At 61.8% G+C, this 18,047-nt stretch carries 10 protein-coding genes; all 10 read right to left on the minus strand.

Annotated features, from left to right (window positions below; translation table 11 throughout):
* Complete coding sequence (gene glgA / locus BLW69_RS02665; RefSeq protein ID WP_092659774.1) at positions 1–1,446, minus strand: glycogen synthase GlgA; 1,446 nt, start codon at positions 1,444–1,446, stop codon at positions 1–3.
* A 13-nt stretch (positions 1,447–1,459) separates the two neighbouring features.
* Complete coding sequence (gene glgC / locus BLW69_RS02670; protein WP_062461037.1) at positions 1,460–2,722, minus strand: glucose-1-phosphate adenylyltransferase; 1,263 nt, start codon at positions 2,720–2,722, stop codon at positions 1,460–1,462.
* 18 nt (positions 2,723–2,740) lie between these two features.
* Complete coding sequence (gene glgB / locus BLW69_RS02675; protein WP_092659776.1) at positions 2,741–4,948, minus strand: 1,4-alpha-glucan branching protein GlgB; 2,208 nt, start codon at positions 4,946–4,948, stop codon at positions 2,741–2,743.
* Positions 4,948–7,410 carry a glycogen/starch/alpha-glucan phosphorylase gene (locus BLW69_RS02680; RefSeq protein WP_062461031.1) on the minus strand — a complete coding sequence of 821 codons (2,463 nt, stop codon included), beginning with the start codon at positions 7,408–7,410 and terminating at the stop codon, positions 4,948–4,950. The genes glgB and BLW69_RS02680 overlap by 1 nt, the downstream gene beginning before the upstream one ends.
* A gap of 221 nt (positions 7,411–7,631) precedes the next feature.
* Complete coding sequence (locus BLW69_RS02685; RefSeq protein WP_062461028.1) at positions 7,632–8,852, minus strand: vWA domain-containing protein; 1,221 nt, start codon at positions 8,850–8,852, stop codon at positions 7,632–7,634.
* Positions 8,853–8,988: 136 nt separating this feature from the next.
* Positions 8,989–9,867: a transglutaminase family protein gene (locus BLW69_RS02690; RefSeq protein WP_092659778.1), complete on the minus strand. Its 879-nt coding sequence runs from the start codon at positions 9,865–9,867 to the stop codon at positions 8,989–8,991.
* A gap of 19 nt (positions 9,868–9,886) precedes the next feature.
* Positions 9,887–12,274, minus strand: coding sequence for a circularly permuted type 2 ATP-grasp protein (locus BLW69_RS02695; RefSeq protein WP_348271839.1), 2,388 nt, complete (start codon positions 12,272–12,274; stop codon positions 9,887–9,889).
* Between the two features lie 93 nt (positions 12,275–12,367).
* Positions 12,368–15,727 carry a transglutaminase family protein gene (locus BLW69_RS02700; RefSeq protein WP_092659782.1) on the minus strand — a complete coding sequence of 1,120 codons (3,360 nt, stop codon included), beginning with the start codon at positions 15,725–15,727 and terminating at the stop codon, positions 12,368–12,370.
* Between the two features lie 302 nt (positions 15,728–16,029).
* Positions 16,030–16,821 carry an ATP-binding cassette domain-containing protein gene (locus BLW69_RS02705; RefSeq protein ID WP_062461891.1) on the minus strand — a complete coding sequence of 264 codons (792 nt, stop codon included), beginning with the start codon at positions 16,819–16,821 and terminating at the stop codon, positions 16,030–16,032.
* Entirely contained in the window at positions 16,821–17,900 is a 1,080-nt protein-coding gene (locus tag BLW69_RS02710) for an ABC transporter permease (RefSeq protein WP_092659784.1), read from the minus strand. The genes BLW69_RS02705 and BLW69_RS02710 overlap by 1 nt, the downstream gene beginning before the upstream one ends.
* Positions 17,901–18,047 lie beyond the last annotated feature (147 nt).

An 18,047-nucleotide genomic window follows, 5' to 3' on the forward strand; every position in this document is an offset into this window, starting at 1 on the left:
TCAAATGCCTTTTCTTGCAAGTAGATCGGAATAGAGCGCGGCATAGAGGCCAGCACTCCTGTCCCAGGAAACGTCGGATTTCATGCCCTGCTTCTGCATTTCCGTCCAGACATCAGGGTCCTTGTAGAGACGGATGGCGCGGCGCAGGGCGCGGCCAAGATTGTCGGCTGTTGCCGGGCCGAAGGAGACACCGGTTGCGGCCTTCGCAGCGAGTGCGGCGGGGCTGGCGTCGATGACCGTGTCGTTGAGGCCACCGGTGCGGGCAACGACCGGGATGCAGCCGTAACGCAGACCGTAGAGCTGGGTAAGGCCACACGGCTCGAACCGGGAGGGGATGATGATGGCATCGGAGCCGCCCTGAAGCAGGTGCGACAGCGGCTCGTCATAGGTGGTCAGAACCGAAACGCTGCCCGGATGGCGGCCTGCAGCGGCGTGAAATGCGGTTTCGAGCGCCTGATCGCCGGAGCCGAGCACCGCCAGCCTGCCGCCGGCTTCGACAAGGTTGTCGATCTCCTGCGCCAGCAGATCCATGCCCTTCTGCGAGGTGAGGCGGGAGATGACGCAAAACAGCGGACCGTCGCTTTCAACGAGGCCGAACCGTTCCTCGATCGCCCGCTTGTTGGCGGCGCGGCTCTTGAGGCTGCCGGCACCGTAGCGGGTGTGCAGGTTGATGTCGGTTTCCGGGTCCCAGATTTCAGCGTCGATGCCGTTGACGATACCCGTCAGATCCACGGAGCGGCGGGAGAGCAGACCCTCGAGCCCCATGCCGTATTCGCCGCTCAGAATTTCCTCGGCATAGGAGGGAGAAACGGTAGAGATTGCCCAGCTCGTCTCCAGCCCGGCTTTCAAATAGCTGATGCCGCCGAAATATTCGATCCCGTCCATCGCAAAGGCATGGTCCGGCAGACCGAGAAAGGGGAAGATATCGGCGCCGAACATGCCCTGGAACGCGATGTTGTGAATGGTGATCAGCGTCGGGATTTCGGGCGTTTCCGAGTAGCGCATAAAGGCCGGAAGCATGGCCGCCTGCCAGTCATGGACATGTGCGATGTCGGGCCGCCAGCCCGCGATACCGTCCTGCGCGATGATCGCACCCGCCTTGGACAGTGCCGCGAAGCGTCTCCAGTTGTCGGGATGGTCCTTGCCCGTCTGATCGAGATAGGGGCCGCCCGGCCTGTCGAAGAACAAGGGGCAGTCGAGCACCAGGAGATCTAGCCCCTGGTGCGTGACTTCGAGGATATCGGCACTGGCACCGAGAAGGTCGTCGAAACTCATGACGAGTTTTGCATCCTTCAGCACCCGCATGACAGCCGGATAGCCCGGCATCAGGGTCTTCACCGAGATGCCCTGGCTCTTGAGTGCCAGCGGCAGTGCGCCGGCCACATCGGCAAGGCCGCCGGTTTTCACCAGCGGAAAGACTTCGGACGCGACCGACAGAACATTCATCGGAGGATCCCGTTCACAGCTCGAGCTTGTCGATCATCGCCTGGGTGATCAGGCAGATACCGCTCTCGGTGCGGCGGAAGCGCTTGGCATCGAGTTCCGGATCCTCCCCGACGATCAGGCCTTCCGGAATGGTCACGCCGTGGTCGATGATGACGTCGCGAAGCTGGGCGCGCCGTCCGATCCGCACGTTCGGCAGCACAACCGCGCCTTCGAGCTTGGAATAGGAATTGGCACGCACGCCGGTAAACAGCAGGCTTCGGTTGAGCGACGAACCGGAAATGATGCAGTCGCCGGAAATGACCGAGGATGTTGCCGAACCGCGGCGGTTTTCGTCGTCATGCACAAACTTTGCCGGTGGGGTAATTTCACCGAAGGTCCAGATCGGCCAGGACTTGTCGTATAGATCAAGGCCGGGCACGATTTCTGTCAGGTCGATATTGGCCTGCCAGTATGCGTCCACCGTCCCTGCATCGCGCCAGTAGGGCTCGCGCTCGAAATCGGACCGGACGCAGCTATCGGCAAAGCGGTGCGCGACGGCCTTACCGTGCTCGACGATATAGGGAATGATATCCTTGCCGAAGTCCCGGCTGGAGCCTTCGGCTTCCGCGTCGCGTTTCAGCGCCTCGATCAGGAATTTGGTGTGGAAGACGTAGATGCCCATCGAGGCCAGCGCGAAATCCGGATTGCCGGGAATTCCCGGTGGGTCGGCCGGCTTTTCGACGAAATCGATGATCTCGTCCTTCTCGTTGACATGCATGACGCCGAAGCCCGTGGCTTCCATGCGCGGAACCTCGAGGCAACCGACGGTGACGTCGGCGCCGGAGTTCACGTGCTGCTGCAGCATGTACTCGTAGTCCATCTTGTAGACGTGGTCGCCGGCAAGGATTACCATGTATTCCGGCGCGTAGCCTTCGATGATGTCGATGTTCTGGAACACTGCGTCGGCCGTGCCTTCATACCATTGCGTTTCCGAAACGCGCTGGGAGGCGGGCAGGATGTCGAAGCTTTCATTGCGCTCTGAACGCAGGAAGTTCCAGCCGCGCTGCATGTGGCGGATCAGCGAATGCGCCTTGTACTGGGTCGCAACGCCGATGCGGCGGATGCCGGAATTCAGCGCGTTCGACAGCGCGAAATCGATGATGCGCGCCTTGCCGCCGAAGTAGACCGCGGGCTTGGCGCGGCGATCCGTCAGTTCTTTCAGGCGACTGCCGCGGCCGCCGGCCAGGACATAGGCCATCGCGTCGCGTGAGAGTGGCTGTATGCGTTTGTCGTTCATGGTTCTCCCTCCCGGTCGTTATTGCAATTCCAGCATGATCGTCGCCAGAGGCGGCAACGTGATGTCGGCGGTGATCGTTCCTCCCGCATTCACCGCCTGCACGCGTCCGCCATTCCCCTTGCCGGTGCCGCCATAGATCTCGGCATCGGTGTTGAGGATTTCCCGCCATCTGCCCTCGCTTGGCAAGGGAATACGGTAATTTTCCCGGTAGACCGGGGTAAAATTCGTGATCACCGCCACCGGCTTTTCCCCCGGCGCCATACGCAGCCAGGCAAACACGGAGTTTTCGGCATCATCGGCAATCAGCCAGCGGAACCCATCGCTCTCGCAATCGCGGGCATGCAGGGCGGGCTTGGAGCGGTAGCAGAAGTTCAGATCGCGGACGAGACGGCGCATGCCTTCGTGCGGGCTGTATTGCAGCAGGTTCCAGTCCAGCGACCGCTCCTCGCTCCATTCGCTCCACTGGGCAAATTCCTGGCCCATGAACAGCAGCTTCTTGCCCGGATAACCCCACATGAACCCAAAATAGGCGCGCAGATTGGCGAATTTCTGCCAGTCGTCGCCGGCCATCTTGGCGATCAGCGACCCCTTGCCGTGCACGACTTCATCATGGCTGAGCGGCAGGACGAAATTTTCGGAATAGGCGTAGACCATGCCGAAGGTGATGGCGCTGTGGTGATGCTTGCGGTGAACAGGCTCGCGCGCGAGATAGCTCAGCGTGTCATGCATGAAACCCATGTTCCACTTGAACCCGAAGCCGAGACCGCCTTCGTGGACCGGCGCCGAGACCTTCGGCCAGGATGTGGATTCCTCGGCAATGGTCATCACACCGGGATGATTGCCGTAGGAAAGCGAGTTCATCTTCTGCAGGAAGCGGACAGATTCCAGGTTCTCGCGGCCGCCATATTCGTTCGGCACCCATTCGCCCTCGCGGCGGGAATAGTCGAGATAGAGCATCGAGGCAACCGCATCGACACGCAGGCCATCGAGGTGGAATTTCTCCGACCAGTAGAGCGCGTTGTTGACGAGGTAGGACAGGACTTCCAGTCGGCCGAAATTGTAGATCGCCGTGTTCCAGTCGGGGTGGAAACCCTGGCGCGGATCTTCATGCTCGTAGAGTGCGGTACCGTCGAAATGGCGAAGCCCGTGCGCATCGACCGGAAAGTGGGCGGGCACCCAGTCGAGGATGACGCCGATGCCGACCTTGTGGCAGCCGTTGACGAAGCGGGCAAAGCCTTCCGGCTCGCCGAAACGGGCCGACGGAGCATAGAGACCGGTGGTCTGGTAGCCCCAGGACGGATCATAGGGATGTTCGGTGATCGGAAGGAATTCGATATGGGTAAAACCCATGTCGGTGCAGTAGGGAATGAGTTCGGCGGCAAGTTCGTCCCAGGAGAGGAACGAACCATCCTGCTTGCGGCGCCATGAACCGGCGTGCACTTCGTAGATCGAGATCGCCTGACGGCGATGATCGGCCTTTTCCCAGAATTCCCGATGGGCTTCGTCATCCCATTTCTGCACCAGTTCCGGCGTGGTGACGGACGCCGTCTTAGGGCGCATTTCGGCGCGCCGGGCGTAAGGGTCGGCCTTGAGGGGCAGAACTTCGCCGTCGCTGCCGACGATCTCGAACTTGTAGGGGGTGCCAGCCAGGATATCGGGCGCAAAGATTTCCCAGATGCCGGTGTCTTGACGCAGCCGCATGATGTGGCGGCGGCCATCCCAGGTGTTGAAATCACCGACGACGGAAACGCGCTTGGCATTCGGTGCCCAGACGGCGAAATGATATCCCTCGACGCCCTCGTGCTTGAGGGGATGGGCGCCCATCTTGTCGAACAGGCGCAGATGCGATCCCTCGCGGACGAAATAATCGTCCATCGGTCCCAGAACCGGGCCGAACGAGTAGGGGTCCGTCACCGCCCACTCGTCATCAACGCGGCGGGCGCGGTAACGGACGGGCTGGCGTTGCGAGGCGGAGACGATGCCTTCGAAATAACCGGCTTCGTGGCGGCAGGTGAGTTCGCCCAGTTCCGTGCCGTTCAGCGCCGTGGCCGTGACGGCCTCGGCGCCGGGGATGAAACAGCGGACCCTGTAGACGTCCCCGACCTTGTGCAGGCCGAGAACGGCAAAGAGGTTTGTATGCCTGCCTTCCAAAATCGCCTCGATCTCGGATAACGGGATTTCTCCAGGAGCTCTCCCGTCATCGAGCGTACGCGGCGCTTTTGTCATCAGGCTCTCCAGATTTCCGACGCGTATTGGCGAATGGTTCTATCGGAGGAGAACCAACCCATGCGGGCGGTGTTGAGAATAGTCTTCGAATACCATGATTTAGGGTCCGACCAGATTTGGTCAACGCTGCGCTGCGCTGCTGCGTAAGCATCGAAGTCGGCGGCAACCATGAACCAGTCGTGATTGTAGATCCCGTCCATCAGGACCGTGAAACGCGACCGGTCATCCGGCGAGAACACGCCGGTCGCGATGGCATTCAGGGCCTGTGCAAGTTCCGGAGACTGGTCGATAACGGCGCGGGGATCGTGGCCCTCGTCGCGGACCTTCTGCACCTCGTCGGCTTTCAGGCCGAAGATGACGATGTTGTCTTCCCCGACATGGTCGCGCATTTCGACATTGGCGCCGTCGAGCGTGCCGATCGTCAGTGCCCCGTTCAGGGCAAACTTCATGTTGCCGGTTCCCGACGCTTCCATACCGGCCGTCGAGATCTGCTCGGAAAGATCGGCCGCGGGGACCATGATCTCGGCGAGAGACACGTTGTAGTTCGGTATGAAGACGATCTTCAGGAGACCGCGCACCGACGGGTCGTTGTTGATGACGCGGGCCACATCGTTGGCGAGCTTGATGATCAGCTTGGCGTTGTGGTAGCTCGGCGCCGCCTTGCCGGCGAACAGTTTGACACGCGGCACCCAATCGAGTTCCGGATGCGAGCGGATCTGGTCGTAGAGCGCTACCGCCTCGATGATGTTGAGGAGCTGGCGCTTGTATTCGTGGATGCGCTTGATCTGGATGTCGAACATGGCCGACGGATCGAGCCTGATGCCCATGCGGCTGCCGACCAGATTGGCGAGTGCGATCTTGTTGGTGCGCTTGATCGCTGCAAACTTGTCCTGGAACGAGCTGTCGCTTGAGAATTTCTCAAGGTCTGTCAGCGCCTCGGTGTCATCAAGGAATTTGTCGCCGATGGCGTCCTGGATCAACGATGTGAGGCCCGGATTGCACTGCATCAGCCAGCGGCGAGGGGTGATGCCGTTGGTCTTGTTGTTGATGCGGGTCGGATAGAGCGTGTGCAGGTCCTGAAACACAGTGACCTTCATCAGGTCCGTATGCAGGGCCGAGACGCCGTTGATCGAATGCGAGCCGACGAAGGCAAGGTTGCCCATGCGCACGCGGCGCTCGCCGCCCTCGTCGATCAGCGAGATCGAACGGATCTGGGTTTCGGAGAAATTCTTCAGCTTGCGCGCTTCGAGCAAGATCTTGGTGTTGATCGCATAGACGAGCTGCATGTGGCGCGGCAGCAGGCGCTCGAACAACGGGACCGGCCAGCTTTCCAGCGCCTCGGGCAGAAGCGTGTGATTGGTGTAGGAGAAGGTCTTGCGGACGATCTCCCAGCTCTCGTCGAAATCCACGCCGTGGATGTCGACCAGAAGGCGCATCAGTTCTCCGATCGAGATCGCCGGGTGGGTGTCGTTGAGCTGAATCGCGACCTTGTCGGGAAGATTGGTGAAATCCGGATACTGCTGCAGGTGGCGGCGCAGGATGTCCTGGAGCGAGGCCGAGGAGAAGAAGAATTCCTGGCGCAGGCGCAGTTCCTGGCCGGCCGGATTGGCATCGGCCGGGTAGAGGACGCGGGTGAGGCTTTCGGCCTTGTTGCTTTCGCGCAGCGCACCGATGTGGTCGCCGGCGTTGAAGGCATCGAGCAAGATCGGATCGATCGGCTGGGCCGACCAGAGGCGCAGCGTGTTGACGCGCTTGCCACGCCAGCCAACGATCGGCGTGTCGTAGGCCATGGCGATGACGCGTTCGGCCGGCTTCCAGACATAGCGCGGCGCATCGTCGTAACCGCCGACCGTGTCCACCGTGCCGCCGAAGCCGATTTCGTAGGAGCTTTCGCGGCGCTCGAATTCCCAGGGGTTGCCGTGGGCGAGCCAGGTTTCCGGCAGTTCCACCTGCCAGCCATCGGCCATCTGCTGACGGAACAGGCCGTGGACGTAGCGGATGCCGTAGCCATAGGCCGGGATCTCGACGGTTGCCATGCTCTCCATGAAACAGGCGGCGAGACGGCCGAGGCCGCCGTTGCCGAGGGCTGCATCGGGTTCGAGGCCGGCAATGACAGCCACATCGACGCCGAGCGATGTCAGCGCATCGCGAATTTCCGACATCAGGCCGAGATTGCTGACGGCATCGCGCATCAGGCGGCCGATCAGGAATTCCAGCGATAGATAGTAAACGCGCTTCTCGCCTGTCTTGTAGACCTTGCGGGTCGAATCCATCCACCGGTCGATAATGCGGTCGCGCACCACCAGGATCGTTGCTGTCAGCCAGTCATGCGGCTTGGCGACCTGCGCATCCTTGCCGATCCGATAGGTCAGGCGCTCGATGATCTCCTCCGCCATGATTTCAGGCCGGGAGCTGCGTGGTGCCGGAAAGGGGAGTTCGACGTTAGAAGAGGTCTTGTCCATGTCGCGCTAACTTTCTGGTTAAGCGTGAGAATTGCGTCCGATTCGGACCCTCGTTGAAGATCTGGGAAACCAGTTATGCACCGTTACGAAACGCTTGCAACGGGCAATGATATTGGTCTTGAAATATGTCATGGGCATGTAAAATCGCAAAAAAGCAAAACCCCGCCGGTTGGACGGGGTTCTGCAAATAATCAAACGTTCCGAGAGACTTAGACTGCCGCCTAGTTGGTGAGGCGAACCGCAGATTTTGCCGCCTTGTTGGCGATATCGCCGAACGCGTTGACGAGATCGGTCATGTCTTCAGGCTCGTAATAGTAGTCGCTGGCGCTTGCGCAGGTGCTCAGCAGCGACTTGCCCTTGTCCGGCGCCATGAAGGCAACGGTGAAGATCTTGATGCCATCGGCCTTGGCGGTTTCGCACTGGCTGCGCACTGTTCTGTCCAGCGCCGGATTCCAGTTGGCACTTTTGCCGGTCATCTCGCCATCCGTCATCAGCACGATGTAGCGGTTGAAGGTGGCATTGCCCTTGGCCGTATGCGCCGTTGCCTCGGTCGTGTTGCTCGATTTCAGTGCATTCAGTGCGAGGGTCATCGCGCCGCTGGCATCGGTGCCGCCGGTCGGAACGCTTGGAAGCGCCGCCACGTACTTGGCAGCCTCGGTCGTACCCCATGTCATCGGTGTCGGAGACTGCGTCTCATCGGTGTAGGAAACCGCACCGACACGGATCAGCGTATTTTTCGGGTCGGACGTCTTCAGCGACGTGAACAGCCCCGTCGCCGCCGTCTGCAGGGCCTCGATCTTGCGGATGTAGCAGGGCCAGTAGAAGGCGACCGACGGCCAGTCAGCGTTGGTGTAGTTGTCACAGTAGGACCGCAGTGTATTCCTGTCGCTGGTGACAAAGGACATCGAGCCGGACCGGTCAAGCGCCAGGTACATCGAGATGCCGTTGGTCGTTTCCGAACTGCTGGATGCCGTGGCCGCGATATTCAGCGTGATGGACTGGCCGCCGATCATGCTGGTGATCGGGTTCAGCTTCATCGTGTACTTGGTGTTGAGCGCCACCGTATAGCCCTTGCTGGAAGCGCTGTTGTTGGTGGTTTTGGCGCTGACGGCGGTGGCCTTGCGGATCGCCTCCTGCTGCGCTGCCTTTTCTTCAGGTGTGGCGTTCGCGTCTATGCCATTGGCAAGGATCTGGCCGGCAAGGTAGTCGGTCGCCAGTTCCTGGGCGTCCTTCTCGTTCATGCCTTTCTGGGCCATCGATGAGGCAGCTGCCAGTGCCGCGGAATCCGCCAGACCCTGCATCTTGCTCTTGATCTGCATGGCATTGGTGAAATCAAGCGCGACGCCCGCCGAACCCAGGAGGATGGGCAGGAGCACCGCTGTCATAAGGCCGAAATTTCCGTCGCGGTTCTTGGCAAACCGCGTCCAAATTGATGCTGTCATCGCACTTACCCCCGTGCCGAAACCGCGCAACTCATTTGCACTAACACGTGGTCTTGATAGCGCGGAGCGGGTGGAGGAACCGCTAAATCAACCCTTAAAAATTGAACCAACACGACGATTCAGCGCCAAAACGGGTCTATCTGACCGGTATCACATCAACCCCCTGGATGATCTTTCGATTTCCGTAACCTTTGAGCACGCCGATGACAGGTGCGATATCGGAATAGTCACGGCCGTAGGCGACAACGATATGGTCGGTGCCGGCCATGATGTCGTTGGTGGGGTCCAGTTCGACATAGCCGACCGCCTCGCCGCACCAGACCTTGACCCAGGCATGCATCGCGTCGGCGCCTTCCAAACGCTCCTTGCCCGGGGGCGGGAGCGTGCGCAGGAAGCCCGAAACATAGCCTGCGGGGATGCCGAGGCTGCGCAGCGCCGTGATCATGATATGGGCGAAGTCCTGGCAGACGCCGCGCTTCAGCTTGAAGGCCTCGCGCGGGGTTGTGTCGACCTTGGTCGCCTTGGAGTCATACTTGAAGTCGTCGTAGATGCGGGTGCAGAGCTCCTTTGCGATCTCCAGCACCGTCTGGCCCGGCTTGACGACGTCGCGGGCATAGGCGGCAATCTGCGGATCTTCGGGCAGGCGAGGGCTTGCGCCCGTCAGGTTGTGCGGCGAGCTGCCGTCGACGCTAAGATACGCTGCAAGCTCCCGCCTCAAGCCATCGAGCCGTGGCGACAGATCCGCGGAGATTGTCGGGGTCTCGACCATGACGCGCGCCTGCATACGGATGTCGAACCGTTCATGCGGCGCGCGCAGCAGGATTGAGGTCGCCTGCTGGCCGAAGAAATCGATGAAGGTGGCTTTCTCCTCTGCGTTCGGCGTGACGGTGATCGTGCCTGCAATCAGCCGTTGGCGGCCGGGCAGCGACAGGGGCAGGACCCGGATCACATGCCGTGCGACCGAGGCCGGCTGGTCATAGACATAGCCCATGTGCATGGAGAGGTCGTAAAGCATGGCGTGTCCTCTCTCCCGCTCAGTTGAAATAGGTTCGGGCGAGAATATCGGAAAGCCGTTCAAGCTCTTGCTCGAGCTTGCGATAAACCTCCACATCCATGCCCTCGGGGGTCATGACCGCAAGGCCCGAATGCAGCCGCATCGCTTCCCGGTAGAAGGGCGACATCTGGCCGTTGAGAACGGCATTCGGCAGTTGCTCGACTTCGGTGCGGATCTCGGCCAGCTGGAACAGGATGGAGCGCGGGTTGAGCGGATCGAGCGCCAGGAGGTCGGCGACCGTCAGCCGCGCGGTGTTGACGTTGTAGCGGCGCCGGTGGGTCATGACGCTGTCGCCGATTTCAAGCAGCATGTCGAGCGAACCATCCGGTGCGTCCGGGCCGGACATATGGGCGAGCAGCCGCGTCATATGCAGGCCGCGTTCAAGGTAGCGGCCGATGGAAAGAAAACGCCAGCCGGTGAAACGATACATGTTCTCGTGCACGAGACCGGCAAAACCCGCCAGCTTGCGCAGAAGGATGGTGCTGGCATGGGCGGCATCGTCGCCCGGTTGTGCGGTTTCATGAAAGCGCTTGGTGGTCTTGGCAAGATCCGTGAGGGCCAGCCAGCCATCCGGCGAAAAGCGGTCGCGGATGTTGCTAGCCGAATAGATGGCGCTGTTGAGGTGGGACAGAAGCGGCGCCGGCACGGCCTTCGCCATGTCCATATCGATCGATTTCAGATAACCGGCGACGTCGACCAGAAGCGGCGCGTCCGGATCTGCGGATTCCGCATATCGCAGGTGCCAGGAGCGCAGGATGCGCAACGCACCTTCGGAGCGCTCGATATAGCGGCCAAGCCAGAACAGATTGTCGGCGGCGCGCGAGGGCAGCGACCCCGGCATGTTGCGGGTAAAGCTCTCTTCCGGCGGCAGCAGCGTCGGCTTGTCGACCGGCTTGTCGGAGACGATCCAGACATCGGCAGCGGTGCCGCCGGCCTGCATGGCGATCGCGGCGACGTCGTCGCCGGAGCCGATGCGGGCAAAACCGCCGGGCATGATCTGCCAGCCATCCGCGGTGCGGGCGGCAAAAACACGCAGTGACATCGGACGCGGCACCAGCTTGCCGTCGACATAGGCAGGTGTTGTCGACAGCGTCACGACTTCCTGGCCGACGAGCTTGGCGCCTTCGCTCGACAGCCACTCGCCGATCGATTCTTTTGCAGTCTCTCTCAGAGCAGAGCCGAGAACCGACTGGCCGTTGTCGTCGAAGAAGGGCAGGCCGGAATAGGCCGGACCGATCACCATCCGACCGATATTCTTGGCCACATGGTCCCGCTCGGCCTTCTGGCCGCACCACCAGGTCGCGATCGACGGCATGATCGGTTCTTCTCCGAGCAGGCGGTGGCAGATGGCGGGCATGAAGGCGAGCAGCGCCCGGGTTTCGAGGATACCGGAGCCGAGCGCATTGACGAGTGTCAGCGACCCGGACCGCAGGGCCTGCACCATGCCGGGCGTGCCGATATGGGAGCTCTGGTTCAATTCCATCGGATCGGCGTAGGAGGCGTCGAGGCGGCGCCAGAGAACGCCGATGGGTTTCAGACCCGCCGCGGTGCGGACCATGACGCGGTTGTTGAGAACGGTCAGGTCCTCGCCTTCCAGAAGCATGAAGCCGAGATAGCGGGCGATATAGGCGTGTTCAAAATAGGTTTCGTTGGCGGGGCCGGGGGAAAGAACCGCAATCCGGTCGTCAGGATATTGCTTGTGGCTCTGCAGCGCATCGCGGAAGGCGCCGAAGAAGGAGGCGAGGCGGTGGACATGGCTTTCGGCATAGATATCCGACAGCGCGCGTGTGGTGGCGACGCGGTTTTCCAGCGCAAAGCCTGCGCCGGATGGGGCCTGCGTGCGGTCAGCCAGAACCCACCAGTCGCCATCCGGACCGCGGCCGATTTCGAACGAACAGAAATGAAGGTAATGGCCGCTGACCGGCTTTATGCCCACCAGCGGGCGCAGGAATTCCGGATTGCCGGCAACAAGCTGCGGCGGCAGAAAGCCTTCCTCGACCAGCTTGTTGTCGCCGTAGATATCGGCAAGCATCGCTTCCAGAAGGTCGGCGCGCTGCTTGAGGCCGCGTGAGATCTCTTCCCACTCCTTTTCTGCGATCAGAACCGGAATATGGCTGATCGGCCAGGCCCGTTCGCCGCTGCCGCTTCCGGCCGTGGTGCCGGGTGCCGCATAGGTTCGGTAGAACACGCCGGCATCGCGCAGGTAGCGGTCGGCGCGGGCAAACCGTTCGTGCAGCTCGGCTTCCGAGAGACGGCTCAGATGCGCGATCAGGTTCTCCCAGACCGGCTTGATACGACCTTCGGCGTCCAGCATCTCGTCGGTGACGCCGGCCAAGGCCGCGTAGCCGAGGATCGGGTCAATGCCGATCTCGCCAACGCCCGCTTCCGCCTTGGCGCCCTCTGTTGCCGGTCCGTTGGACATGGCTTGCTGTCAACTCCAGTTAAAACCCAGGTGGTTCAGTTAAATCCCGGGTGGCCGGCGCAGATCGAGTGTCAGCGGAAATTCGGGCGATGGCATTTCCTGCATCAAAGCATAACTGCCCGCCGTGTGTCCCCACGGTTCGAACCGTGCGAGCCTTCGCGCTTCCGCTTCGTTGCCATTGACCGGAAAGGTCTCATAGTTGCGACCACCCGGATGGGCAACATGATAGATGCAGCCACCGATCGAGCGGCTGGACCATGTGTCATAGATATCGAATGTCAGCGGCGTATTGACCGGCAATACCGGATGCAGGCCAGACGACGGCTGCCATGCCTTGAAGCGCACGCCGGCGACCGAAACGCCGGATACGCCCGTCGGCGTCAACGGCACGGCGCGGCCGTTGCAGGCGACCGTATAGCGCTGCGGGTTGCTGGTCTCGAGCCGCACCTGCAGGCGCTCCACGGAACTGTCGACATAGCGCACCGTGCCGCCGATCGCGCCCTGTTCGCCCATCACATGCCAGGGTTCCAGCGCCTGGCGCAGTTCGAGCTTTGCGCCCTCGTACTCGACCTCACCGAAGAACGGGAAGCGGAACTCGAGCTGTGCCTCGAACCATTCGGGCCTAAGGTCGAAGCCGTTTTCGCGAAGGTCCGCCAGCACGTCCATGAAATCGGCCCAGATGTAATGGGACAGCATGAACCGGTCCGCCAGCGCCGTGCCCCAGCGGGTAAACCGGCCCTGAACCGGGTTTTTCCAGAAGCGGGCGATCAGTGCCCGCACAAGAAGCTGCTGAGCGAGCGACATGCGCGCATTCGGCGGCATTTCGAAACCGCGGAATTCCACGAGGCCGAGGCGACCGGTGGGTCCATCGGGGGAAAACAGCTTGTCGATGCAGATTTCCGAACGGTGCGTATTGCCGGTGACGTCGGTCAAGAGGTTGCGGAACAGCCGGTCGACGAGCCATGGCAGCGGGGCTGCACCCTGGCCCGGCATCGGCACCTGCGCCATCGCGATTTCGAGCTCGTACATCGAATCGTGACGCGCCTCGTCAAGACGCGGTGCTTGGCTAGTCGGTCCGATGAACAGGCCGGAGAACAGGTAGGACAGCGCCGGATGGCGCTGCCAGTGCAGCACGAGGCTTTTGAGCAGGTCCGGGCGACGCAGGAACGGGCTGTCGTTCGGGTTGGCGCCGCCGACCACGACGTGGTTGCCGCCGCCGGTGCCGGTGTGGCGGCCGTCGATCATGAACTTGTCGGCGCCGAGACGGCTCTGGCGAGCCTCTTCATAGATCGCCGTCGTCGTCTCGACCGTCTCTTTCCAGCTTGCGGCCGGATGGATGTTGACCTCGATGACGCCAGGATCAGGCGCGACGCGGATGACCTTGATGCGCTCGTCATGCGGTGGCGCGTAGCCTTCGATATGGACGGCGAGACCGAGCTTCGTCGCGGCATTTTCGGCGGCCGCGATCAGTTCGAGATAGTCCTCGATCTTTTCGACCGGCGGCATGAAGACGCAGAGACGGCCATCGCGCGGCTCGACGGAAATTGCGGTGCGCACCGCGCCGCCAATTTCACCGAGCGTTTGTTCGACGCGGCCGGGATTGACCGGGTCGCCTGCCGTGAACGACTGCTCCGGCATCGCGCGGCCTTCGGTCGCCTCGTGACCGGGCGGGACGATCACGTCGGGCAGGGCAGTGCGGGGGATCGAGGGATCGGCTTCGTGGATATACGGGAATTGCGATGGCGGGATATAGGGAAGCGTTCCGAGCGGCAGGCGGTAGCCGACCGGGCTGTCGCCGGGCACAAGGAAGATCTTGCCGCGACGGGTGCTCCATTTTTCGCTGATCCAGCGCTTTGCGCCCATGCTGCCGCCTCTCGCGTGCGACTGCCAGGCCTGAACAGGCAGGATATAGCCCGACGGGTTGGTCAGGCCGCGCTCGAAGACGCGGGCGATGCGGTTGCGCTCTTCCGGATCCTTGAGTTTCGAATTGGACGGATCGACATTATCAGGCAGCGAGCCTTCCTTGATGATCCACTCGGCCGGATCCTCATAGGCTGGCATGACCATCTCTGCGCCGATATCCAGTTCCGCTGCGAGTGCGGTCAGGAACTCATGCGAGTCCTGTTCGCCGCTGCCATAGTCGCGGCCCTCTTCGGCGACGAGATCCGGGTTGCTCCAGATCGGCTTGCCGTCCTTGCGCCAGTAGAGCGAGAAGGTCCAGCGCGGCAGGCTTTCGCCCGGATACCATTTACCCTGGCCGTAATGCAGGAAGCCGCCAGGCGCGAATTTTTCGCGCAGCTTGCGGATGAGGACGTCGGCCTTTTCGCGCTTGGTAGGGCCGACGGCGCCGGTGTTCCATTCGTCGGATTCGAAGTCGTCGATCGACACGAAGGTCGGTTCGCCGCCCATGGTGAGGCGCACGTCCTGGGCTTCCAGCACGCGGTCCACCTGTTCACCGAGATCGTTCAGCGCGTCCCAGCTGTCATCCGAGAAGGGCTTGGTGATGCGCGGATGTTCGGCAACGCGCGTGACGTTCATGGCGAAGTCGAACGACGTGTTCGCCTCGCCGAAGTAACCGCCTGAAATCGGCGCGGCGTTGCGGTAATGGGGCGTGGCGGCCAGCGGAATGTGGCTTTCGCCGGTCAGCAGGCCCGATGTCGGATCAAGGCCGATCCAGCCGGCGCCTGGCAGATAGACTTCGCACCAGGCATGCAGATCGGTGAAATCGACTTCGGTACCGGAGGGGCCGTCGAGCGCCTTCAGGTCCGGCGTCAGCTGGATCAGGTAGCCGGAGACGAAACGGGCGGCGAAGCCCAGATGGCGCAGGATCTGCACCAGCAGCCAGCTCGAATCGCGGCAGGAGCCCATTGCCGAGGTCAGCGTCTGCTCCGGCGTCTGGACGCCGGGTTCCATGCGGATGACATAGCCGATCGCCTGCTGCAGGCGGGCATTGATGCCGACGACCATGTCCACGGTCGGCTGGCCGGGCGACATGTCCAGCGTCTTCAGGTATTCAATGAGCGCCGGTTCCGGCGACTCGGGCGTGCGGTAGATCGACAGGTCTTCGATGAGGTCGGCCGGATAGGTGAACGGCCAGGCCTGCGCTTCTTCCTCGACGAAGAAGTCGAAGGGATTGTAGACCGTCATGTCGGCGACGAGGTCGACCTCGATCTTGAATTCGGTCACCGGTTCGGGAAAAACGAAGCGGGCGAGGTAGTTGCCGTAGGGGTCCTGCTGCAGGTTGACGAAGTGATTCTCCGGCGTGACCTTCAGCGAATGCGACAGCACTTTTGTGCGGGAATGGGCGGCGGGCTTAAGCCGGATGATCTGCGGCCCCATCCGGACTGGCCTGTCATAGCTGTAATGGGTGAGATGGTAGATGCTCGCCTTGATCGACATTATGCCCCTTGCCGGCCTTGTTGTACGGGCCGTTACGTCATCGTTGCCGCGAGTTTGTGCAATGCATGAAAAGAATGCAAGGCGGGGCAGGCTGTTTTCCCGCTCACGTCGAAAGGTGAGCTTCGTTCGGTTTTCGATCGTTGTGCCGGGTAAGGGTCATCCGGCTGAGATTGCCCCTTATCCGCCTACCGGCACCTTCTCCCCGCGGGCGGGGAGAAGGACGCAGGCTGCGCGCTCAGAGTCAGATCAGGGTACGTGCCCACTCCCCGCGAGCGGGGAGTGGGCATTCCCAGGTATTTCCGTTAGGCCGCGACGGCTTCCGTCGGGACCTTGGCGCCGGTCATGAAAGCCACCGCGTCCGACATCGTGTAGTCCTTCGGGTTGATGACGGTCAGGCGTTTTCCGAGCCGGTGGATGTGGATACGGTCGGCCACTTCGAAGACATGCGGCATGTTGTGGCTGATCAGCACAATCGGAATGCCGCGCGAGCGCACGTCGAGGATCAGTTCCAGAACCTTGCGGCTCTCCTTGACGCCGAGCGCCGCCGTCGGTTCGTCGAGGATGATCACCTTGGAACCGAAGGCCGCAGCGCGCGCCACAGCCACACCCTGGCGCTGACCGCCCGAGAGTGTCTCGACCGCCTGGTTGATGTTCTGGATGGTCATCAGGCCGAGTTCGGAGAGCTTGCCGCGGGCAAACTTTTCCATGGCGCCATGATCAAGCTTGCGCAGGTATTTGCCCATGAAACCCTTGCTGCGGATCTCGCGGCCGAGGAACATGTTGTCTGCGATCGACAATGCCGGCGAGAGCGCGAGGTTCTGGTAGACGGTCTCGATGCCCGCATCGCGGGCCTCGATCGGCGAACGGAACTGCACCGGCTTGCCTTCCAGCGTGATCTCGCCCTCGTCTGGACGGATCGCGCCTGAGATCGCCTTGATCAGCGAAGACTTGCCGGCGCCGTTGTCGCCGATGACGGCGAGGATTTCACCCGGATAGAGGTCGAAATCGGCGTTGTCGAGGGCGGTCACGCGGCCGTAGCGCTTGACCAGGCCGCGGGCGGCCAGGATGGGTTGAGTGTTCGGATCGCGTGCCATCAGCCGGCTGCCTTTCTGATCCATTGATCGATTGCGACGGCGGCGATGATCAGCACGCCGATCAGGAGGTACGTCCACTGGACGTCGGTGCCGAGCATTCGAAGGCCGAACGAGAACACGCCGACGATGAGGGCGCCGAACACCATGCCGAGGATCGAGCCGCGGCCGCCGAACAGCGATATGCCGCCGATCACCACGGCGGTGATCGATTCGATGTTGGCGAACTGGCCGACCGTCGGGGAAACCGAGCCGTTGCGGCCGATCGAGACCCAGCCTGCAAGCGCGCAGATGGTGCCGGCCAGAACGTAGACCGAAATCAGCATGCGCTTGACGTTGACGCCGGAAAGCTCTGCCGCTTCGGGATCGTCACCGACTGCGTAAAGATGTCTGCCCCAGGCGGTCTGGTTGAGGACGTACCAGAGTGCCGCGACAAGAAGCACCATCGCGACGACGCCAAAGGTGAAGACGGCGCCGCCGACCTTGAACGTCGTGCCGAGGAACTGCAGAAGCGGAGCCGTCGCCTCGATTTCCTGCGAGCGGATCGTCTCGTTGGAGGAATAGAGGAAGTTGGTGGCAAGCACGATCTGCCACATGCCGAGCGTGACGATGAAGGGCGGCAGTTTCACGCGGGCGATCAGGAAGCCGTTGATGAAGCCGCAAATCGCGCCGACCGCGAAGCCGCAGGGAATGGCGATTTCAACAGGAACCCCGTAGCGGAAGACCATCTGGCCCATGACGACAGAGGAAAGGACCATGATGGCGCCGACCGAAAGATCGATGCCGGCGGTCATGATGACAAGCGTCTGTGCCGCGCCGATAATGCCGGTGATTGCCACCTGCTGCAGGATCAGCGTCAGGGAGAAGGCGTTGAAGAATTTTCCGCCGAGAAGGATGCCGAACACCAGCAGGGCTGCGACGAGGACGATCAGCGAAACCGCCGACGGACTGGTGTGCAGGAAGTGCTGGAATTTCTGGCCTGGCGTTTTCTTGTCGCCGTCGAAGGATGCGACGTCGGTCGAACTGTCCTTCAGAACCTTTTCGTAGTCATGATGCGGCGATGCCGCCGTTGGCTCGGTCATGGATGTTCCTCCGAGAAATTCCGTTGTCGCTCGACAGTGAGAGACCCTCTCCGGCCTGCCGGCCATCTCTCCCACCCCGGTGGGAGAAGACTTGCGGCGGACGCAGGGATTGTCTGAGCGGTTGCCGCCGGATCAAGCCCTCCCCGT

The organism is Rhizobium sp. NFR12 (assembly GCF_900108545.1).
GTDB lineage: Bacteria > Pseudomonadota > Alphaproteobacteria > Rhizobiales > Rhizobiaceae > Neorhizobium > Neorhizobium soli.